The following is a 23617-nucleotide window of genomic DNA, read 5'->3' on the forward strand; positions in this document are numbered from 1 at the left end:
TTCAGCTCCCATGATCAATGTTAGGTAATGCTATCCTAAGTTCCATCCCATCACCTGGCCAAGAAGGACCACAGATGATCAGTTTCCGCGCGCTCCGGCGAGCCTTGATCAGCACCGTGTCAGGCCTTCTCCTGGCGGCTTCGCTGATCTCCTGCTCGGCGGGAACGCAGGCCGGGGCGCCGCGGGCCGCCGCGCCCGCCGATCCCGCCTTCCCGGTCACCATCGACCACAAGTTCGGCAGCACCACGATCGAGGCCAGGCCGTCCCGGGTCGTCACCGTCGGTTGGAACGATCAGGACTTCGCGCTCGCGCTGGGCGTGGTGCCGGTCAGCACGCGCGCGTGGTTCGACGAGTACACGAGCTTCCCGTGGGTCAAGGCGGCGCTGGGCGGCAGGCAGCTGTCCACGTTCTCGGCGGAGCTGAACTTCGAGGCCATCATCAAGCAGCGGCCCGACCTGATCATCGCCATCTACGAGACCGTCAACAAGGAGACGTACGACAAGCTCTCCCAGATCGCGCCCACGGTGATCCAGTCGGGCGACCACGCCGACGAGCAGACCCCGTGGGACGTCCAGACGCTCACCACGGGCAAGGCGCTGGGCAGGTCCGCCGAGGCGCAGGCGCTCGTCGACAAGGTCAACGCGAAGATCGCCGAGGCGAAGCAGGCGCATCCCGAGTTCGCCGGGAAGGTCCTCGTGGTGGACTTCGGGCCGGAGAACGGGCAGCACTGGCTGATCCCGGCCCGCGACCCGCGCCGCGCGCTGTTCGACGCGCTCGGCTTCGCCGCCCAGAGCGAGTCGGAGGAGATCAGCGAGGAGCGGCTCGACCTGCTCGACAGGGACGTGCTGTTCGTCAACGGCGCGACCAAGGCCACGATGCTGGAGTCGCCGGTCTTCTCCCGCCTGAAGGTGGTCAAGACCGACCGCACGATCTACACGGACTTCTCCACCCCGCTCGGCGGCGCGCTGTCCTACAGCGGGCCGGACGCGCTGCTATACGCGCTCGACGTGCTCGTGCCGCAGCTCGCGAACGCCGTCGACATGGACCCCTCGACCCCGGTCAAGGACCTGTCCGCCGTCACATGAGGCGGGCCAGCAGCGGCCCGAGGATCTCCAGGGTGCCGGCGTCCAGCAGCTCGGAATGCCGGCACCCCACCGCGACCACGCGCAGCTCCCCCGCCACGTACGGCCTCCACCGTTCCGAGGCCGCGCCGGCGAACCCCTGCTCGGGCACGGTCGCGTCGACGAAGAGCACGTCGCCGGGGTAGACGTCGTACGTGGCCCGCTCCATCATGCGGTCCCCGGCCAGATAGCTCTCCACGACCCGCTCGATCTGCTCGTCCTCCAGCACCGCGACGCCGTCGCCCATGCCGCGCAGGAAGGCGACGGCGTCCGCGGCGGACATGCGCTCGTCCGGCATCCGGTACCCCATCTCGGCCAGCAGCGCGGCGACGTCCCCCGCGACCCCCGGCACCTCCACCGGCGTGTCGAGCATGCCGAGGAGGTGGATGTCGCGGCCCTCGGCCGCCAGCCGCACCGCCACCTTGTGCGCGACCGCGCCGCCGAACGACCACCCCAGCAGGGCGACCGGCCCGTCCGGGGCCACCCCGGCGATGAGGCCGGCGTACTCCGCTGCGAGCTCGTCCATGGTCGCGGGCAGGCCGCTCTCGCGGCTCAGGCGGGGCGACTGCAGGCCGTACAGGGGGACGCCCTCCGGCAGGTGGCGCTTGAGCGGGGCGAACGGCCAGCTCAGCCCGCTGGCGGGCGGGAAGCAGAACAGCGGCGGCCGGGTGCCGTCGCCCGGCCGCAGGGTCAGCAGTTCCGCCATGGCGTCGGACGTGGCAACGCCGCCGCTGATCCGCCTGGCCAGGGCGGCCGCGGTGGGAGCGGTGAACAGCTCCGCGACCGGGATGTCCGCGCCCAGCCGGGCGCGCAGGGCGGCCGCCAGGCGCACGAGCAGGAGTGAGTGGCCGCCGAGGGCGAAGAAGTCGTCGTCGACGCCGACGGAGCCGGCCGGTCCGACGCCCAGCACCTCCGCCAGGACGGCGCAGACGGCCTCCTCGGTACGCGTGCGCGGCTCGGCCCGGGTGGCCGCCGGCGCGACGTCCACCTCGGGCAGGGCCGCGCGGTCCACCTTGCCGTTCGGGGTGAGCGGCAACGCGTCGAGGACGACGACCGCGGCGGGCACCATCCAGGAGGGCAGCCGCCGCGCGAGATGGTCGCGCAGCGCGGGAGCGGGGGCGGTGACGTACGCGACGAGCCGGTCCCGCCGGGCGGCGACCGCGACCCGCGACACGCCCGGGCAGGTCGCCGCGACCGCCTCGACCTCGCCCGGCTCGATGCGGAAACCGCGCACCTTGACCTGCTGGTCGGCCCGGCCGAGGAACTCCAGCTCGCCGCCGCCGTTCCAGCGGGCGAGGTCGCCGGTACGGTACATCCGCCCGCCGGTGAAGGGATCGGCGACGAACCTGGACGCGGTGAGACCGGGGCGGCGCAGGTAACCGCGGGTGACCTGGGCCCCGCCGAGGTACAGCTCACCGGCGACGCCGGGAGGTGCGGGGCGCAGCGCCGGATCCAGGACGTACGCGGCCGTTCCCGGCAGCGGCCGGCCGAGCGTGGGAGGCTCGTCCCGGCGGACGGTCGCGGCGGTGGCCCACACGGTCACCTCGGTCGGGCCGTACACGTTGGTCACGGAGGCGGCGCGCGCGGTCAGCTCGCGGGCCAGGACGGGCGGCAGCGCCTCGCCGCCGACCAGGACGCGCACCCCGCCCAGATCGACGCCGGGCACGTCGACGCCGCCCAGATCGACGCTGGGCTGATCGACGCGGGCCGGATGGACGTCGGGCGACAGCGTGGACCACAACGACGGCGTGGCCTGCATGACGGTGATCCGCTCCGCACGGAGCAGCCCGGCCAGCAGGTTCGGGTCGCGTACCTGCGCGCCGGAGGCCAGCACCACGCAGCCCCCCGCCTGCAACGGCCCCATCAGCTCCAGGACGGAGATGTCGAAGGAGAGCGTCGTCACGGCGAGCAGCCGCTCGCCCGGCCCGGCCACCGGGAGGGCGCCGAGGAAACACTCCAGGTCGTGCTGGGTCACGACCACGCCCTTCGGGCGGCCGGTGGAGCCGGAGGTGTAGATGACGTACGCGGCCGAGCGGGGGTCGCGCGGCGGCGGAACGAAGGACGCGGGCCCGCCGCCGAGCGTGATGCCCTCGGGGAAGAGCTCGCGGGTGCGGTCGTCCACCACGATCGCCGCCGGTCGCGCGTCGGCCACCATGAAACGCAGCCGTTCGGCGGGGAACGCGGGGTCGAGGGGGAGGTAGGCGGCCCCCGCCTTGGCCACGCCCAGCACGGCCACCAGCAGCCCGGCCGAGCGCGGCAGGGCGATCCCGACGAGGTCCTCGGGGCCGAGGCCGCCGAGCCGGGCGGCGAAGGCGTCGGAGGCGGCGTCGAGCTCGGCGTAGCTCATCGTCTCGCCCTCGAAGACGCAGGCGTCCGCGTCGGGGGTGCGCCGCGCCTGCGCCGAGAAGCGTTCGTACCACAGGGACCCGCCGGCCCGCGGCGGCCCGCCGTCCTGCCACCGGGCCAGGTCGGCCCGGTCTCGCTCCGCGAGCACGCCGGCGGTCTCGACCGGCTCGTCCGGCCGGGCGGCGACCTCGCCGAGCAGGACGAGGAGGCGCTCGACGAGCCGCCGCGCCGTCTCGGGCCGGAACCGGCCGGCGTCGTACTCGAGGATCACCTCGAACGGCTCTCCGTCGACGAAGGTGACGTTCAGGTCCACCTTGGGATCGGCGGCGACCGCGGGCGCCTCCCTCACCGGCAGGCCGAGCAGGGTGTCGCGGCCGGCCGGCCGGTGCAGGTAGCCGAGCATCACCTGGAACAGCGGGTTGCGGCCCTGCGCTCGGGCCGGGTTGACCGCTTCCACCACCTGCTGGAAGGGCAGGTGCGCGTGCTCGAACGCGGCCAGGTCGCTCTCGCGCACCCGGCGGAGCAGCTCGGTGAACGTGGGCGAGCCGGACAGGTCCGTACGCAGCACGACGGTGTTGACGAAGAAGCCGACGAGGTCGCCCAGCGCGGGGTCGGCACGGCCCGACGTGGGGGTGCCGATCGGGATGTCGGTGCCGGCGCCGAGGCGGGACAGCAGGGTGGCGAGCGCCGCGTGCAGCACCATGAACATGCTGGCCGACCCGGCCCGTCCCAGCCCGCGCAGCGCGTTGACCAGCTCGGGCGGCAGCTCGGCGGTCACCTGCCCGGCAGGCCGGGAGCCGCGGGCCCGCGAGGCCCCGTGACCGGGCAGGCCAGCGGGCAGGGCGGCGGGCGTATCGACGGGTGTGTCGACGAGTGTGTCGGCGGGCAGGATGATGCGGGTGGGCAGGCCGCGCAGCCGCCGTTCCCAGTAGGCGCGGTCGTCGTCGTGCCGGTCGTCGAGCCGCGACCAGAGCGCGTAGTCGGCGTACTGCACGGGCAGCGGCTCCCAGCCGGGGGCGTGCCCGGCCAGCCGGGCGGCGTAGGCGGTGCCGAGGTCCCGCAGCAGCGGGCCGTCGGACCACTCGTCCATCGCGATGTGGTGCATCACCAGGGCCAGCACCGTGTCGCCGGTGTCCTGCTCCTCGATCAGGGTGGCCCGCAGCGGCGGTTCTGCGGCCAGGTCGAAGGGGCGGGCGAGCGCTTCGGCGAGCGCCGGAGCGGCCGTGGCGCGGCGGACGACGGCCAGGTCGATGCGGGGCTCGGCCAGCACCCGCTGGGCGGGCCCCTCGTCGATGACCGTGCGCAGGACCTCGTGTCTGCCCGCCACGTCACGGAGCGCCGCCCGCAGGGCGGCGGCGTCGACGCCGCCGCGCAGGCGGACGAGCAGCGGGTAGGTGTAGGCGGTCGAGGCGGGGTCCAGCTGCTGGAGCAGCCAGAGCCGCTCCTGCGCGGGCGACAGCGGCACGCGGTCGGGGCGCGGCCGGCGGACGATCGCGGGCCTCGCGTTCCCCGCCGCCGGACCCGCCGATGCACCCGTTGAGAGGCCCGCCGCTGCACCCGCTGAGAGGCTCGCCGCTGAACCTCCTGAGGGGCTCGCCGGCAGGCCGGCAGGCAGAGCCGCCACCTCCGCCAGGCGGTCCGCGAGGCGGTCGGCGAGCCGGGCGGGGGTACGCGCGTCGAACAGGTCGCGCAGCGACAGGTCGGCGTCCGTCGCGGCCCGGACGAGGCCGAGCAGCCGGATGGCCAGCAGCGAATGGCCGCCCCTGTCGAAGAAGTCGTCCTCGGGCCGCACCTCCTCGCCGTCGCCGAGGGCCTGGCGGAACAGCGCGCACAGCAGCCGTTCCCGCTCGTTCGCGGGCGGCCGGGAGCTGGAGGCGAGCGCGCGGGGCGGGGGCAGCGCGGAGGTGTCCAGCTTGCCGTTGACGGTGAGCGGCAGCGCGTCCACGACCGCGTACGCCGCCGGCACCATGTGGCCGGGAAACGCGGCCTTCAGCTCGCGATGCACCTCGGCGGCCAGCGCGTCGGGGTCGACCGGGCGGTCGGGGACGAGGTAGGCCACCAGCCGGCCGCCCCCCGCCTGGTCGGGCACGGCGAGCACGGCGCTCTGGTGGACGCCCGGCCGGGCGGTGACGGCCGCCTCCACCTCGCCCGGCTCCACCCGGTGGCCGCGGATCTTGACCTGGTCGTCGGTGCGGCCGAGGAAGTCGAGGTTGCCGTCGCCGCGGACGCGGACCAGGTCGCCGGTCCGGTACATGCGCCCGCCGGGCACGAACGGGTCGGCCACGAACCTCTCGGCGCTCAGCCCGGGGCGGCCGAGGTAGCCGCGGGCCAGCCCGGCGCCGGCGATGTAGAGCTCCCCGACGGGAGCCGGGCGGAGGAAGGCGTCGAGTACGTGGCAGCGGGTGTTCCGGATCGGCCGCCCGACCGTGGTGGTGGCGCTGTCGGCGGTGCCCGCGCCGAGCGTGTTGATGGTGTACTCGGTCGGTCCGTAGAGGTTGTAGCCGTGCACGCCTTCGGCCTCGCGCAGCTCCGACCACAACGACTGGGGCACCGCCTCGCCGCCCAGGAGCACCAGGGGCGGCCGGTGGGGCCCGTCGAGGAGTCCCTCGTCGAGCAGGTGCCGGGCGTAGGTGGGCGTCACGTTCACCACGTCGACGCGGTGGCGGTGGCAGTAGGCGACGAGCGCCGTGGCGTCCCTGCGCAGCTCCTCGTCGCAGACGTGCACGTGGTGGCCCTCGACCAGCCACAGCAGCTCCTCCCACGACATGTCGAAGGAGAAGGAGACGGTGTGGGCGATGGTGAGGACCCGGCCGCCGGCCGCCGCGACCGTCGGCGTGAAGATCGCCTCGCGGTGGTTGAGCTGCATGTTGGTCAGGCCGCGGTACGGCGTGACCACTCCCTTGGGACGGCCGGTGGAGCCTGAGGTGTAGATGACGTACGCGGGATGGTCGAGCCGTCCCGCCGTGCGGGGGACGTCGACCGGGCCGGTGGGCCCCGACACGTCGTCCAGGAGCAGCCCGGCCACGGGGTGGGAGGCGAACCTGGGCGCCACCCCCCGCGTGGTGACCAGCAGGACGGGCCCGGCGTCGGCCAGCATCGCGAGCAGCCGCTCGTCGGGGTGGTCGAGTTCGAGCGGCAGGTACGCCGCCCCGGTGCGGAGCACGGCGAACAGCGCGGCGACCATGTCGACGGAGCGGGGCACCGCGAGCGCGACGATCTTCTCCGGCGCCGCGCCCCCGGCCAGCAGCGACCGCGCGATCTGGTTCACCCGCGCGTCGAGCTCGGCGTAGGTCAGGGTCCGGTCCTCGAAGGTGAGCGCGGGCCGGTGCGGGGTCCTGCCGGCCTGGGCCGCCAGGAGGTCGGCGATCGTGTCCTCGCCGACGGGCCCGGTGACCCCGTCCATGGAGGTGCTCTCCCCCGCCGGGAGCAGCGGCACGTCGGCCACGGTCGCCCGGGGGTCGGCGGTGAGGCGGAGCAGGACGTGCTCCAGCCGGGCCAGCAGGGCCTGCGCCTGCTCCCGCGCCACGACGTCTCCCCGGTACTCCAGCCGCAGGGTGAGCCGCGCGCCGGGGGTGACCACCCACGTGAGCGGGTAGTGCGTGGCGTCCACGCTGGACACGCCGACGACGCCGTGCGCCTCCTCCAGGTCGGTGAAGGTGTCGTCGTCGAGGAAGTTCTGCAGCACGTAGAGGCTGTCGAACAGGGCGTCGCGGCCCGCCGCCCGCTGGATGTCCCCGAGCCCCAGATGTTCGTACGGCATCAGCTCCACGCGCTCGGCCTGGACCCGCTTCATGACGTCCAGCGCGCGATCGCCGGGGGCGAGCCGGACCACGGCCGGCACGGTGTTGAGGAACACCCCGATCACCGACTCGATGCCGTCCAGCTCGGTCGGCCGCCCGGCGACCGTCGTGCCGAACACGGCGTCGCGGCGGCCCGACGCGTGGGCCAGCACCATGCCGAGGGCGGTGGTGAGCATCGCGTTGAGCGTCACGCCGCAGCGGCGGGCCCGGTCGGTGACCTGCCGGGTCTGCTCCTCCGTCAGCCGCGCCGACAGGCTGGTCGCCGGCACGGGGGCGGTACCCGCCGCCGCCGGGAACAGGACGGTGGGCTCCACGCCGGCCAGGGCCCGCGCCCACGCGCTGCCCGCGGCCCCGGCGTCCTGGCGGTCCAGCCAGGCGAGGTAGTCGGTGAACGTCGCCCCGCCCGTGGGGAGGGCGGGGCGCTCGCCGCGGGAGTCGTACAGGGCGAACAGCTCGCGCAGCACCAGCTCGCGCGACCAGCCGTCCCACAGCAGCAGGTGGTACGTGAGGACCAGGCGGTCGCGCCCGCCCGGCAGGTGGACCACGGTCAGGCGGCACAGCGGCGGGCGGGCCGGGTCGAAGGGCCGCCTGCGGTCCTCCGCCATCACCTCGGGCAGCCCGGAGCCGTCCGCGGACAGGTCGACCACGCCGACGGCGGCGTCGAGGCCGGTGCCGACCACCGCCACGGGACGGTGCCCCTCGCCGGCGGTGAAGCCGAGACGCAGCGTGGGATGGCGGTCGAGGAGGGCCGCGTACGCCAGGCGGAGGGCCGGCAGGTCGAGGCGGGTGGCGAAGTCGAAGGCGTTCTGCGCCACGTACACGTCGGCGTCGCCGGCGTAGCGCGCCTGGAAGAACAGCCCCTCCTGCAGCGGCGACAGCGCCCACTGCTCCGGCCCGGCCTGACGGCCCGCGGCCAGGTCGCGCAGCGCGGCGCCCCAGCCGTCGGCGAGCAGGCGGGCGTCGTCCGCGCCCAGCCCGCCCTCCGCGTACGTGAACACCGCGTGCAGCTCGGGACCGTCCGGGGTGTCGTGGCAGGCGACGTTGATCTCCAGCAGGTACGGGGTCCCCAGGTCAGGGTCGGGAGCCACGCGCAGCGCCGCGGCCTCCGGCGCGGTGTCCCAGTCGCGCGTCCCCCCGGCGGGGAACCTGCCGAGGTAGTTGAACAGCAGCTGGGGCGTGCCGAGCCGGGCGAGCGCGGCGGCGGTCCGCGGGTTGCAGTACCGCAGCAGCCCGAACCCGAGCCCTCCGTCGGGCGCCGCCCGCACCGCCTCGCGCACCTCGCCGGGCGTGGCCTGGCCGCCGGGCAGGCGTACGGGGGCGATGGCGGTGAACCAGCCGACCGTCCTGGACAGGCCCGCGTCGCCGGCGCGGCCGTGCCGTTCCAGGTCGAGCACCAGCGGCGCGTCCGTGTCCAGGCCGCGCGCGGAGCGCCAGCGGGCGACCGCGGCGTGCAGCGCCGCGACGAGCGTCCCGGTGACGTCCCCTCCTTGCTGCGCGGCCGGGACGGTGGTGAGCAGCGGCTCCGTCACGTCGGGCGGCAGGCGGAGCACGTGGTCGCGGGTGGCCCCGACGGTGAGCCCGACGGCCGGGGCGGCCGGGTCGAGCTCGCCGCCCGGGCGCAGCGTGTCCGCCCAGTGCTCGAACTCCGCCAGCCTGGCCGCCTGGGCGGCGTTCTCGGTCAGCGCCCGCGCGTGGGCGCGCAGGGAGGTGGCGACCGGGTCGAGCGCGGGCCGCTCCCCCACGGCGACGGCGTCCCACGCCTGCCGCAGGTCGTCGACGAGGATGCGCCAGGACACCCCGTCCACGGCGAGGTGGTGGGCGACGATCAGGAGCCTGCCCTGCCGGTGCGGCCCCCGGTCGAACCACACCGCCTGGAGCATCCGGCCGGCGTCCGGGTCGAGCCGGCCGGCGGCGGCGTCGGACTCGGCGGCGATGAGCGCGCGCAGGCCGTCGTCGTCGTGCCCGGTCGCGTCGACCGCCAGCACGCCGGGCTCCGGCGGGTCGCCGGCCGGACGGGCCTCCAGCGACCACAGCAGCGGCGAGGGCCTGCTGAGCTTCAGGCGGAGCGCGTCGTGCCGGTCGGCCAGCGCGCGGATCAGCTGGGCGGCCTGCTCGCGCGTCATGCCCGGCGGGGTGCGCAGCAGCTCGGCCTGGTTGAGCCGGGAGATCGTGCCACCCAGCTCGGCCAGCCGGTGCACGATCGGCATGAGCATGATCTCGCCGACGCCGTCCGACGCGGCGTTCTCCGGTACGGCGGGCTCGGGCCCGGAGCCCAGGGCGCGGGCGAGGGCGGCCGGGGTCCTGCGGACGAACACGTCCTGCGGTGACAGGTGCAACGCGCGGCGCCTGGCGAGGTTCACCAGCTGGATGGCGATGATGCTGTCACCGCCGAGGTGGAAGAAGTCGTCGTCGGGGCCGGCCGCGTCCACCTGCAGCACCTCGTCGAACAGCGCGCACAGCGCCGCCACCGCGTCCCCGCCGGCCGGCGCCGTCGCGGAGGCCGCGGTGCGGGCGGCGGGTGCCGAGGCAGGCGTACGGGCGGCGGTCGCCGTGAGCGGGACGGCGGCCAGCGCGTCCCTGTCCAGCTTGCCGTTGACCGTGAGCGGCAGCTCCTCCAGCGGGACGACGGCCGCCGGGACCGCGTACGAGGGCAGCGACCGCGACAGGTGCGACCGCACCGCGTCCACGTCGATCCGCGTGCCCGGCCGGGGGACCGCGTAGGCCACCAGCCGCCGCCGGCCTTGCCGGTCCTCGCGCACGGCCGCCGCGGCGCCGGCGACGCCGTCCAGCGCCAGCAGCGCGGCCTCGATCTCGCCGAGCTCGATGCGGTAGCCGCGTACCTTCACCTGCTGGTCGGCCCGCCCCATGTAGACGAGGTCGCCGCCGGGATTCCGGCGTGCGAGGTCGCCGCTGCGGTAGAGGCGGCCGCCGGGGGTGGACGGGTCGGCCACGAAGCGGGCGGCGGTCAGCGACGGGCGGCCGAGGTAGCCGCGGGCCAGCTGGTCGCCGGCCACGTACACCTCGCCCGTCGCCCCCGGCGGGACCGGCTGCAGGTAGCGGTCGAGCAGGTGGACGCCGAGGCCGGGCAGCGGCCCGCCGATGGTGCCGGCCGGCTCGCCCCGGGTGTCGTCCGGGGTGAGCTCCCTGAAGGTGACGTGCACGCAGGTCTCGGTGATGCCGTACATGTTGACCAGCCGGGCGGCCGGGTGGCGGCGCTGCCACGACGCCAGGCGGGAGGGGTCCAGCGCCTCGCCGCCGAAGACGACGTACCGGAGGGCGAGCTCGCCCTGCGCCGCCTCCGCCAGCGGGTGGAACGCCGACGGGGTCTGGTTGAGCACGGTCACCCGCTCGCGCTCCAGCAGGCCGAGGAACCGCCGCGGGTCGCGGGCCACCTCCCGGTCGACGACGACCAGCCGCCCGCCGTGCAGCAGCGCGCCCCACAGCTCCCACACCGAGAAGTCGAACGCGGCGGAGTGGAACATCGTCCACACGTCGGCGTCCCCGAAGTCGAACAGCTCGCCGGCCGCGGCGAACAACGACAGCACGTTGCGGTGCGTCACCTCGACGCCCTTGGGCGTCCCCGTCGAGCCGGAGGTGTAGATGACGTACGCCGTGTTGTCCGTCCCTGCCGAGGTGAGAGGGGCGGCGGCGTCACGGTCGTCCGGCTGGTCGTCCAGCAGCACGATCGGCACCCCGGTCCCGGGCAGCTCCGCCAGCGTGGCGGGCTCGGTCAGCAGGCACGCCGGCGCGGCGTCGTCCAGGATGAAGGCCAGCCGGGCGGCCGGGGCGTCGAGGTCCAGCGGCACGTAGCAGCCGCCCGCCTTGACGACGGCCAGCAACGCGACGACGAGGCCGGCCGAACGCGGCAGCGCCACGGCGACCCGCGTCTCGGGCCCCACTCCCCTGGCGGCCAGGACCCGGGCCAGCCTCGTGGCGGCGGCGTCCAGCTCGGCGTGGGTGAGCGAGGTGTCGCGCCAGGTCACGGCGGTCGCGGCGGGCTCGGGCCTGGCGGCGGCGTACGCGCCGGCCAGCGTCCCCGCGGCGGCGGGCGCCCCGGCGGCCGAGGAGGCGGCCGAGGAGGCGGCCGAGGAGGCGGCCGAGGAGGCGGCCGAGGAGGCGGCCGGCGCAGCGGAGGGCTGGGACGGGGCGGCCTCGTGTTCGGCGCCGGTGAGCAGGGCCAGCCGCGAGACCGGCGTGTCCGGGGCCGTGACGAGCTGGTCGAGCACCCGGGTGACGAGGTCGAGCAGGGTCCTGGCGCGTTCCTCCCCGACCAGCTCCACGTCGTACTTGATCTCCAGGGCGAGCCGCTCGCCGGGGAAGGCGACCAGCGAGACCGGGTAGTGCGGCGAGTCCGTGCCGGTGAAGCCGCGCAGCGCCAGCCCGGACCGCTCGCCCCCGCGCGCGGCGGGGAAGTTCTCCACCACGACCATGGTGTCGAAGAGCTCGCGGACGCCCGCGAGCCGGGCCAGCTCGGCGAGGCCGACGTGCTGGGCGTCGAGCAGGTCGCCCTGCTGCCCGTGCAGGCGGCGGACGATCTCCCCCAGGGTCTCGTCAGGCCGCCAGGACATCGGCACGGGGATGGTGTTGATCAGCAGGCCGACGACGGTCTCGACGCCGGGCAGCCGCCCGCCGCGGCCGGACACCGTGGAGCCGAAGACCACGTCGTCCCGCCCGAGCAGCCGGCCGAGCAGCAGGCCCCACGCCGCGTGCACGAGGGTGCTCACCGTCACGCCCCGCTCGCGGGCCGCGGCGGCGACCGGGCCGGCGGGCAGCTCGCCGTGCACGCTCGCGTGCCTGGACACCGCGTACGTGGCCGGGAACAGGCGCGTCCCGGAGCCGACCCCGGCCAGCGCGGCGGCCCACGCCTCGCGGGCGGCGGCCCGGTCCAGCCCGGCCACCGCCTCCACGTGATCGCGGAACGTCACCACGGGCGCGGGCAGCGCGGCGCCGCGCTCGTAGGCCTCGACGACGTCGCCGAAGACCAGCGGGTACGACCAGCCGTCGGCGATGATGTGGTGCATGGTCTCCACGAGCCGGTGGTCGGTGTCGCCGAGCGAGACCAGCGCGTAGCGCAGCAGCGGCGCGGCCGCCAGGTCGAACGGCTCGGCCAGCTCGGCGGCGGCCAGCTCGGCCAGCCGTTCGCGCGCCTCGTCCGCGTCCAGCCCTCTCAGGTCGGCCGTGCGCCACGGCACCTCGACCGTGCCGGCGACCACCTGGACCACCCGGCCGTCGGCCAGCTCCTGGAAGCACGCCCGCAGGGCGTCGTGGCGGTGCACCGTCGCGGTCACCGCCCGGCGCAGCGCCGCCGGGTCGACCGGGCCGGACAGCTCGGCCACCTGCTGCACCACGTAGGTGTCGGTGTGGCCGGCGCCGAAGGACGCGTGGAAGTACATGCCCTCCTGGAGCGGCAGCAGCGGCAGGACGTCGCGGGCGCCGGCGAACCGGTCGACGTCCTCCTGCGTGAGCGCGACCAGGGGGAAGTCCGACGGGGTGTGCCCGGCCAGGTCGCCGCAGCGGGTCAGGGCGGTCAGCGCGGCCAGCCACAACCCGGCCAGGTCGGCGACCTCTCCGTCCGCCATGAGGCCGGACGGCCAGGACAGCGTGGCCGAGAACGAAGGCCCCTCCGGTCCGTCCTGGGCCAGGGCGTTGACCTCCAATCCCATCGCGGGGTTGTCCGGGTGGACGCCCTCGCGCAGGGTCTCGCCGCCGCCGGCGAAACGGCCCAGGTAGTTGAAGAGGATCTGCGGCGGCTGCGGGAGATCGAGCCCGTCGAGGTGGCGCAGGACACCGTGGCCGAACCCCTTGCGCGGCACCGCGCGCAGCTGCTCCTTGACGGCCCTGGCGGCCCTGGCCAGCGCCGGGCCGGCCGCGGTGACCTCGTCCCAGCTCAGCGGCCCGGGATCGAGGCGTACGGGGTGGATGGCGGTGAACCAGCCCACGGTTCGCGACAGGTCGGCGCCGCCGGCGAGGTCGCCGTCGCGGCCGTGGCCTTCGAGGCTGAGGAGTACGGCGGAGCCGTCGCCGCGCCCGTGCACGCGCCGCCACCGGGCGAGCGCGACGGCGAAGCCCGTCAGCAGCACGTCGTCGACGCCGCCGTGCATCGCGGCGGGCACGGCTCCCAGCAGGGCCGCGCTCGTCTCCACGGGCAGGGACACGGTCAGCGACCGGACGGTGGCGGCCGTGTCGACCGCGGGGTCCAGCGGGCGGGCGCCCAGCGGAGGATCGTCGGTGGCCAGGACGTCGCGCCAGTATCCGGCCTCGTCCCGGAAGGAGGGACGCGCGTCCTGGATCGCCGACGCCCAGGCGCGGAAGGACGTCGGCACCGGGTCCGGCGCGGGGTCGCGGCCGGCCGCCAGGTCGGCCCAGGCGCGGGCGAGGTCGTCGGCGATCACGCGCCAGGAGACGCCGTCGATGACCAGGTGGTGGACGACCAGCAGCAGGTGACCGGGGTTGGGGCCGGCGTCGGACCAGACCGCCTGCAGCATGATCCCGCGCTCCGGGTCCAGCCGCCTGGCCACCTCCTCGGCGTCCTCCCCTGCGTCCTCCCCGGTGCGGGGTGCTTCCTGCCGCGTGCAGAGCGCGGACGCGTCGAACCCCTCCGGCGGCGGCACCGACAACGTCCACGTGTCGCCGTCGCGGTCGAGCCTGGCCCGCAGCAGGTCGTGGCGGACGCAGAGCGCCCGTACCGCCCGTTCCACCTGCCGTGCGCCGAGGCTGGCGGGGACCGGCAGGACCATCGACTGGTAGAAGCGCTCCAACGGCGTGCGGGCCAGCATCGTCTCGGCGAGCATCGGGGTGAGCGGCACGACCCCGGTCGCGGGCACGCCGGGATCGCGCGCCTCCCCCGGCGGCGGGTGCGGGAGGGCGGCGGCCAGCGCCCGCACGGTGCGGCGGCGGAAGACGTCGCGCGGGGTGAGGTTCATGCCCGCCCTGCGCGCCCGGCCCGTCACCGCGATCGAGGAGATGCTGTCACCGCCGATGGCGAAGAAGTCGTCGTCGGCGCCGACCTCGGCCAGGCCGAGGACCTCGGCGTAGATGGCCGCCAGGATCTGTTCCCGCTCGCCGCGCGGCGCCTGCCGCGCGGCGCCGCCGGGCGCGACGGGCTCGGGGAGCGCCGCCACGTCGAGCTTGCCGTTGACGGTGAGCGGCAGCTCGTCCACCACCCCGTACAGGGCGGGGACCATGTAGCCGGGCAGCCGCTCGGCCAGCGCCGCGCGCAGGGCGGCGGCGAGCTCGTCGCGGGCGCCCCCGGGCGCCGGGATCACGTACGCGACCAGCTTCCTCAGCCCCGGCACCGCGGGATCGGGGCGGGCGACCACGGCGGCCTGGCGCACCCGCGGGTGGGCCGACAGCGCCGATTCGACCTCGCCCAGCTCGACCCGGTACCCGCGGATCTTCACCTGGTCGTCGACGCGGCCGAGGAAGTCGAGGTTGCCGTCCTCGCGCCGGCGTACGAGGTCACCGGTGCGGTACATGCGCCCGCCGGGCACGAACGGGTCGGCGACGAAGCGGGCGGCCGTCTGCCCGGGGGCGTGCAGGTATCCGTGCGCCAGGCCGGCGCCCGCCACGTGGAGCTCGCCGATCACGCCCGCGGGCACGGGGCGGAGCCACCCGTCCAGCACGTACGCGCGGGTGTTCCAGATGGGACGGCCCACGGTCGGGGTGGCGCTGTCGCGGGTGCCCGCGCCGAGCGTGTTGATCGTGTACTCGGTGGGCCCGTACAGGTTGTATCCCTCGGGGCCGTCCGGCTCGCTCAGCCGCTCCCAGACGCTCTCGCTGACGGCCTCGCCGCCGAGCAGCACCAGGCACGGGGCGTGCCCGCCGTCGAGCAGGCCCTCCTCGAACAGCAGGTGGGCGTACGTCGGGGTGACGTTGACGACGTCGATCCCGTTGGCCTGGCAGTACGCGACGAGCGCGGTGGCGTCCCTGCGCAGCTCCTCGTCGCAGATGTGCACCTCATGGCCCTCGACCAGCCACAGCAGCTCCTCCCACGACATGTCGAACGAGAACGACACGGTGTGCGCGATGCGCAGCCGCTGCCGCCCGGTCCGGCGCGCGGCCGGGCCGAAGATCTCGGCCCGGTGGTTGAGCTGCATGTTGGTCAGCCCGCGATAGGGCGTCACCACTCCCTTGGGCCGGCCGGTGGATCCGGAGGTGTAGATGACGTAGGCGGGCAGGTCGCCCGGCACGTCCACGGTGAGCGGGCCGGCCGCGAAGCCGTCCACGTCCGGGAGCACGCACCGCCCGCCGAGCCGCCGCTGGTGCTCGGCCAGCGCCGAGCCCGGATCGGCGCAGACCAGGAGGACGGGCCGGGCGTCGTCGAGCATGGCGGCCAGCCGGTCGAGCGGATGGTCGAGCTCCAGCGGCAGGTAGGCGGCGCCGGCGCGCAGGACGCCGAAGAGCGAGACGACCATCTCGACGCCGCGGGGCAGCCCGAGCGCGACGATCCCGCCGGGGCCCGCGCCCTGCGAGCGCAGCAGCCGGGCGCACTGGTTGATCCGGCCGTCCAGCTCGGCGTAGGTCAGTCGCCGCTGCCCGAAGACGAGGGCCACGTCGTCGGGGCACGCGCGGGCCCGCTCGGCCAGCAGGTCGGCGATCGTCGCCGTGCCGATCGGATGCTCGGCCGCCGCCCACTGCCGGGCCAGCTCGTCGCGCTCCTCGTCGAGCATCAGGTCGAGCGCGCCGACCGGCACGGCGAGGCCGTCGGCCAGCGTCGCCAGCAGCCGGGTGAACCGGCGCACCATCCGCCGGGCGTCGCGCTCGGGCACGTCGGGCCGGTACTCCAGCTTGATCCACAGGTTGGCGCCGGGGGTGAGCACCCAGGTGAACGGGTAGTGGGTGCTGTCGGTGTAGTCCACGCCGACGATGCCGTGCTCGCGTTCCAGGTCGGTGAACGTGGTGTCGGTCAGGAAGTTCTGCAGCACGTACAGCGTGTCGAACAGCTGCTCCTGGCCGCACGCGCGGTGGATGTCACCGAGGCCGAGGTATTCGTGCGGCGCCAGGTCGACGCGGTCGTCCTGGGCGCGGCGGGCCAGGTCGAGCACGGTGGCGCCGGGCGAGGGCGCGACCCTGGCGGGGACCGTGTTGAGGAACAGGCCGATCACGTTCTCGATGCCGGGCAGCTCGGCCGGGCGGCCGGCCACGGTCGTGCCGAACACCACGTCCTGGCGGCCGGACTCGTAGCCGAGCAGGATGCCCAGCGCGGCGGTCAGCAGCGCGTTGAGCGTGACGCCGCCGCGGGCCGCCTGCTCGCCCAGCCGTGTGGTGACCTCGGCGGGCAGCGCGGCGAGGACGCGTTCGGACGGCACCGGTTCGCGGCCGGCGGCCTCCGGCGCCAGGACGGTCGGCCCGTCGACTCCCGACAGGGCCGCCCGCCAGGCGGCCGCGGAGGCGTCGCGGTCGCGCGTGCCGATCCAGGTGAGGTAGTCGGCGAACGTGCTCTCCGCCGGAGGGAGCGCGGCGCGCGTGCCGCCCGAGCCGTAGAGCGCGAACAACTCGCGCAGGACCAGCTCGCGCGACCAGCCGTCCCACAACAGGAAGTGCGAGGTCAGCAGGAGCCGGTCGCGCCCGTCCCGCAGGCGTACGACGGTCAGCCTCACCAGGGGCGGCCGGGCCACGTCGAACGGCTCCTCCCGGTCGGCCCGCGTCACCGCGTCGAGCCGGCCGTCCTGCTCCGTCAGGTCGACGACCCGTACCTCGGCCGGCACGTCCGCGGCGACGAGTTGCGCGCCACCGTCGGCGGCGAACCCCGCGCGCAGGGTGGGGTGGCGGCGCAGCAGCGCCGCGAAGGCCTCCGTCATGGCGCGGACGTCGACGCGCCGGTCGAAGTCGAAGACGTTCTGCGCGATGTAGGTGCTGTTGCTGTCGGCGAAGGTCGCCTGGTAGTAGACGCCCTGCTGGAGCGGCGACAGCGGCCAGAGCTCGCCCACCGCGCCCCCCTCGGCCGGCGGCTCCGCCTCCCGCAGGGACGCGGCGAGGGCGGCGGGCGTGCGCAGGCGGAACACGTCCCCGGTGGTGAGCTCCACGCCGTCCCTGGCGAGCAGGCTGACGAGGCGGATGGCGAGGATGCTGTCGCCGCCGACGGTGAAGAAGTCGTCGTGCACGCCGAGACCGTCGACGCCGAGCAGGGCGCCGGCGCGGGCGCAGATCATCGCCTCCTCGGCGGTCCGCGGCGGCCCGCCCCTGACGCCGGGTTCCGGGTCGGGCAGCGCGCGGCGGTCGCGCTTGCCGTTGGGCAGCACGGGCAGCCGGTCCAGCACCGTCACCGTCGCGGGCAGCAGGTAGTGCGGCAGGTCGGCGCGGAGCAGGGTGCGCAGCCCTTGGGGGTCCAGCTCCTCGCCCGGCGCGGCCACCACGTACGCGTGCAGCGCGCCTCCCCGGACCGCGACCGCCGCGTCGCAGACCCCGGCGCGGCGCATCAGCGCGGCTTCGAGCTCGCCCGGCTCGACCCGGTAACCGTTGATCTTCACCTGGTCGTCCGCCCGGCCGAGGAACTCGACCCGCCCGTCAGGCGTCCAGCGGCCGAGGTCTCCCGTCCGGTAGAGGCGGGCGCCGTCGCCGAACGGGTCCGCCACGAACCGGTCCGCGGTCGTCCCCGACCGGCCCAGGTAGCCGCGGGCGAGCTGCGCGCCGCCGACGTAGATCTCGCCGGGCGCGCCGGGCGGCACGAGCTGGAGCGCGGAGTCGAGCAGGTAGAGCCGCGTGCCCGGCACCGGCCTGCCCAGCGTCACCGGCTCTCGCGGGTCCACCTCGCCCTGGAGCACGTCCCCCGCGACCTCGGACGAGCCGTAGGAGTTGACGATCCTGGCCTCGGGCGACGCCCGGCGCAGGGAGCGTACGCAGGCCCGGCCGAGCGGTTCGCCGCTGCAGATCCAGCGGTTGAGCGCGGCGAGCCGCTCGGGCGCCGTGTCGGCGAGCGCCGCGGCCAGGCTCGGTACGGCGAGCAGCTGGGTCGCCCCCGACCGTTCCACGAGCCGGGCCAGCGCCGCCCCGTCGGTGGCCTCACCGTCGCCGGCGATGACCGTCGTCGCCCCGGCGACCAGCCCGCCGAGCAGCTCGGTAGTACCGTCGATGAAGCTCAGCGAGCTCTTGGCCAGCCGCACACGCGCATCCCAGGCGGCCGCCGCCCAGGCGAGCCGGTTGGCGAGCGCTCCGTGGGTGCCCACCACCGCCTTCGGCCGGCCGGTCGAGCCGGAGGTGTAGACGACGGAGACCGCGTCCAGCGGCGTCACGGGCGTGCCCGCCGCGGCCTGGCCCGCGGCGGCCTGGCCCGCGGCGGCGGCCCGGACGGTGAAGGAGGGCAGGTCGTGCGGGGGCAGCGTCCTGGCGTTCGCCTCGTCGGTGAGCAGGCAGGCCGGACGCGCGTCGCCGAGCATGAACTCGATCCTGGCCGCCGGGTAGCCGGGGTCGACGGGCAGGTAGGCGGCCCCGGCCCGCATGACGCCGAGCAGGGCCGCCGCCATGTCCGCCGAACGGCTCGTCGCCACCGCGACGATGTCGCCGCGCCGTACGCCGGCCGCGGCCAGCGTGCCGCACACCCGCCGGGCCCGGTCGTCCAGCTCGGCGTAGGTGAGCGTGACCCCTGCGGACATGACGGCGGCGCGCGCGGGATGCTGCGCGACCTGGCGGGCGAACAGGTCCAGCACGGAGGCGCCACCGCCCGCAGCCCCGGCGCCGGTCCCGGCGTCGGCGTCGGCATCGGCATTGGCTGCGGTCAGGACTGCCGCGGTGGTTCCGGTTCCGGCGGCCAGCAGGTGCCGGCGCTGCTCGCCGGACACCAGCTCCACCTGGCCGCACGTCAGCGTGGCGTCGTCGGCGAGGGCGGCGAGCAGCCTCTCGTACTGCTCGACCAGCAGGTCGGCCGAGGTCGCGGAGACCAGCCGCCGGTCGTGGGTCAGCGTGAGCACGATCCGGTCGCCGGGCTTGGCCATCAGCGTCACCGGATAGTGGGGCGCCTCGATCGTGTCGATCCCGGCGACCGCGAGGTCGCCCTGCTCTGCGGAGGGCTCCGGGTGGTTCTCGACGACCACCAGGGTGTCGAACAGCTCGGCCACGCCCAGCCGGCGGTGCAGCGCGGCCAGCGGGACGTGCTCGTGCTCCATCACCTCGCGTTGCGTACGCGCGAAACGGCGCAGCACCTCGGCCAGCGGGTCGGCCGGCTGCCAGCGTACCCTCGCCGGCACGGTGTTGATCAGCAGCCCGACCATCGCGTCGATGCCCGCCGGTTCGGAAGACGCGCGGCCCGACACGGCCGAGCCGAACGTCACGTCGTCGCGCCCGGTCAGCCGCCCGACGAGGATCCCCCAGGTCGCGGCGAGCACCGAGCCGGCGGTGAGCCCGTTTCCCTGCGCCCATGCCCGCAGGCGGTCGCCGAGATCGCCCGGCAGCTCCCGCCGGACCCGGCCGAACCCGCCACCCCCGGACCCGCCACCGGTCCGGCCACTGGGCCCGCCGAACGCCTCAGCCGTCATCCCGGCCTGCGGGACGGCCGGCGCGTCGGTCTGCGGGACGGCCGGCGCGCCGGCCAGCGCGCGGGCCAGCATGGTCGGTTCCCGAACGCCGGACAGGGCCTCGGCCCACGCCTCGATCGCGGTGTCGGTGTCCTGCGCCGCGAGCATCCTCAGGAACTCCCGGTAGGGCGGCGGCTCGGGCAGCGGCCTGTCCTCGTAGAGGGCCAGCAGGTCGCGCAGGAGCAGCGGCACCGACCAGCCGTCGGCCAGGATGTGGTGCACGGTGTGGACGAGGGCGTGCCGCCGCGGCCCGAACTTCACCAGCGCGAAACGCATGGCCGGCGGCCGGGCGAGGTCGAACGGCGCCGACCGCTCGGCCGCGGCGATCTCCTCCAGGAGGGGCTGGGCGAGGTCGACGTCGCTGAAGTCCTCGCTGCGCCACGGCACCTGTGCACGGCCCGCGATCACCGACACCACCTGCCCGTCGCCGGTGGTGCGGAAGGCCGGGCGCAGGTTGGGGTGGCGGCCGAGCAGGCGTTCTGCCGCGGTGCGCAGGCGCTCGCCGTCCATCGGCCCGGTGAGCTCGATGACCTGCTGGACGACGTACGGATCGCTGCCGGGGTCGAGGGTGGCGTGGAAGTACAGGCCGGTCTGCAGCGGCGAGAGCGGCAGCACGTCCTGCAGCCCTGGCGTGTCCGCCTCGATGGCGGTCACGTCGGCCTGTTCCAGCTGGACGAGCGGGAAGTCGGACGGGGTGTGCCCGGTGACCGTGTCGCTGGTGGCGATGTCGGTGAGGGTCTGCGTCCACAGGGCGGCCAGCTCCCGTACGCGGCCGGCGTCGAGCACGCCCGCCGGCCAGCTGAACGTGGTCGCCAGGACCGGCCCGCCGGCCGTGTCGACGGCGACGGAGTTGATCTCGAGTACGCGCGGCAGCGGCATGCGCGGATCGCGCCGCTCGACCACGATCTCGCCGCCACCAGCAGGCGCCCAGTCACCGGTCCGATCGCCGGCGCTCTCCTCGGCCCGAGCGGAGGCAGGATCACCGGACCAGTCGCCGGCGCGACCGGAAGGCCGCTCGGAGGACCGGTCGCCGGCTGGGGTGCCGAAGCGGCCGAGATAGTGGACGAGCACCTGCGGCGCCACGGCCAGGTCAGGGCGCGGCCCGTCCCCGAGGTAGCGCAGCGCCCCGTAGCCGAGCCCGCGTTGCGGTACCTGGCGGAGCTGTTCCTTGACCGCCTTGACCGCCTCGCCCGGCGTCCCGGAGCCGGGGTCGATCACGGCGGGGAACAGGGTGGTGAACCAGCCGAAGGTACGCGACAGGTCGGCGTCGCCGGCGGCCTCCTCCTCCCGCCCGTGCCCCTCCAGTTCCAGCAGCACGGCCGGGCCGGAGCCGCGCCAGCGGACCAGGGCGCGCGCCGCGGCGGCGACCAGCACGTCGTTCACCCCGCCGTGGACGGCGGCGGGGACCGGGCCGAGCAGGCGGCCGGCGATCGCGGCGGGGATCTCGACCGTGAGCGACCGCTCCGTGGCGACCACGTCGCGCCGCGGATCGAGCGGCCGCTCGCCGATCATCGGGTCGGGCGCCGCCGCGGTACGCCGCCAGTGGTCCTCGCCGGCGCTGAAGTCGCACTCCCGCAGCCGGGTCGCCCACTGCCGGAACGAGGTGGGCGCCTGGGGCAGTTCGACGGGACGGCCCGCCCGCGCCGCCTGCCAGGCCTGGGCGAGGTCCTCCAGGAGGATGCGCAGCGACACGCCGTCCACGACCACGTGGTGGACCACGATCGCGAGCCGCCCCTGGGCGCGCGCTCCGGCGTCGAGCCAGACGAGGTCGAGCATGCGCCCGCCGGCCGGGTCGAGCCGTCCGGGGGCGGCGGCGACCTGCCGTTCCAGGTCGGCCGCGGTCTCGACGCGGGTGATCACCTCGGCGGCCCTGGGCTGCCCCGGTGGCCGCACCGTGAGCGTCCAGCGGCCGGCGCCGGTCGTCCGCGCCCGCAGCAGGTCGTGGGCGGCGAGCACCGCGTCGATCATGCTCTCCAGCTGGTCGCCGGTCAGCCCGGCGGGCGTGCGTACGGTCATCGACTGGAAGAAGCCGTCCATCGACGGCCCGAGGTCCTGGAGCCACTCGATGATCGGCGTCGGCGGCACCTCGCCGACCCCGCTCACCGGGGGCGGCGAGGCGGTGCCGACGCCGGTAAGCGTGGCCGCCAGAGCGGCCGGGGTGGGGTGGGCGAACAGGTCGCGCGGGCGTACCGCGAGCCCGGCACGCCGCGCCTGCCTGACCACGCCGATCGCGACGATGCTGTCGCCGCCCAGGGCGAAGAAGTCGTCCTCGGCCCCCACCTCGGCCACACCCAGGACCTGCGCGAAGACCTCACACAGGACACGCTCGCGCTCGGTGCGGGGCGCGCGCGTGCCGGCCGCGGGTTCGGCCGGCCGGGGCAGTGCCTGCCGGTCCACCTTCCCGTTGGCGGTGACGGGGAAGCGGTCGAGGACGACGTACGCGTCCGGCACCATGTACGCCGGCAGCCGGCCGGCGCACCAGTCACGCAGCTCGGCGGCCGGGACGGCGTCGTTCGACCTCGCGTACCCGACGAGCCGCCGCCCGTTCTCGCTCACTACGACGGCGGCCTGCCGCACGTCCGGGTGGGTGGCGAGCGCGGCCTCGACCTCCTCCAGCTCCAGTCGCATGCCGCGGATCTTCACCTGGTGGTCGGCGCGGCCGACGAACTCCAGCGAGCCGTCGGGGGCCTGCCTGGCGAGGTCGCCGGTCCGGTACATCCGGGAGCCGTCCGCGGCGAACGGGTCGGCGACGAACCGGCCGCCGGTGAGCGCGGGCGCGTTGATGTAGCCGCGGCCGAGCAGGAACCCGGCGGCGTACAGCTCGCCGGCCGTGCCCGGGGGCACCTGTTCCAGGCGTTCGTCGAGCACGTACAGCCGCGTGTGCGGATTGGGGCGGCCGATGGAGGTCGCGATGCGCTCGGCGGTGTCGCGGTAGATGACGTGCGAGACGCCGATGGTGGCCTCGGCCGGGCCGTACCCGTGGTAAAGGGTCGTCGAGAGCTGGCCGCGGAAGCGGTCGAACAGCTCCGGGGTGAGCACCTCGCCACCGCACCAGACGTGCTTCAGCCCGGACAGCAGCGAGGTCCCGCGGGCCATCTCGAGCAGGACGTCGAGCATCGACGACACGAGGTAGACGAACGTCACGCCCTCGCGGGCGATCAGGTCCAGCAGGTACTGGGGGTCGCGTTCGCCCCCGGGCTCCGCGATCACCACGTAGCCGCCGGACACGAGCGGCAGCAGGATCTCGTTGACGGAGATGTCGAACGACAGCGGCGCCTTGAACAGGGACGCGTCGCCAGGACCGAAGCCGAGGATCTCCTCCACCTGCCAGAGCAGGCGGTGGCTGATCGCCTCGTGGCGGATCATGGCGCCCTTGGGGGTGCCGGTCGAGCCGGAGGTGAACATCACGTACGCCAGCCGGCCGCCCTGGACGGACACGGGCGGCGGCTCGGCGGGCTCGTGGGCGTACCCCCAGGAGCCCAGATCCACCTCCCGCACGCCCAGCGTGCGGGCCGCCCCCGCCTCGGCGCTGACCTGGCGGCGGCGCGCCGGCGGCCAGGCCGGGTCGACGGGCACGAACGCGCCGCCCGCCACCATGATCGCCAGGACGGAGACGACCATCTCGGCGGAGCGCGGTGTCGAGACGGCGACGACCTCCTCCGGGCGCAGCCCCTGCCTGTGCAGGTGCTGCGCCAGCTGGAAGACGCGGGCGCCGAGTTCCGCGTACGTCAGCCGCACGCCGGGCGCGACGACGGCCGGCGCCTGCGGGGTCCGGCGCACCTGGTCGATGAACAGGTCCGCGATCGTGGTGATCCTGGCGGGAGAGTTCGCTTCCATGGCT

At 75.5% G+C, this 23617-nt stretch carries 2 protein-coding genes; one reads left to right on the forward strand and one right to left on the reverse strand.

The window, feature by feature from the left end; translation table 11 throughout:
• Positions 1 to 116: 116 nt before the first annotated feature.
• Positions 117 to 1085: an ABC transporter substrate-binding protein gene (locus ACTWPV_RS11235; RefSeq protein WP_347642819.1), complete on the forward strand. Its 969-nt coding sequence runs from the start codon at positions 117 to 119 to the stop codon at positions 1083 to 1085.
• On the opposite strand, the gene ACTWPV_RS11240 is transcribed toward ACTWPV_RS11235, so the two are convergent.
• A complete protein-coding gene (locus ACTWPV_RS11240; protein ID WP_443151695.1) occupies positions 1078 to 23613 on the reverse strand; it encodes an amino acid adenylation domain-containing protein in 22536 nt (7511 codons plus the stop codon). The two genes, ACTWPV_RS11235 and ACTWPV_RS11240, sit on opposite strands and share 8 nt — an antisense overlap.
• Positions 23614 to 23617 lie beyond the last annotated feature (4 nt).

It is taken from the genome of Nonomuraea sp. KM88 (genome assembly GCF_052245635.1).
GTDB lineage: Bacteria > Actinomycetota > Actinomycetes > Streptosporangiales > Streptosporangiaceae > Nonomuraea.

What these genes read in the sequence shown, in the direction of transcription:
- ACTWPV_RS11240 (WP_443151695.1), bottom strand. Translation starts at nt 23,613, where the DNA reads ATGGAAGCGAACTCTCCCGCCAGGATCACCACGATCGCGGACCTGTTC.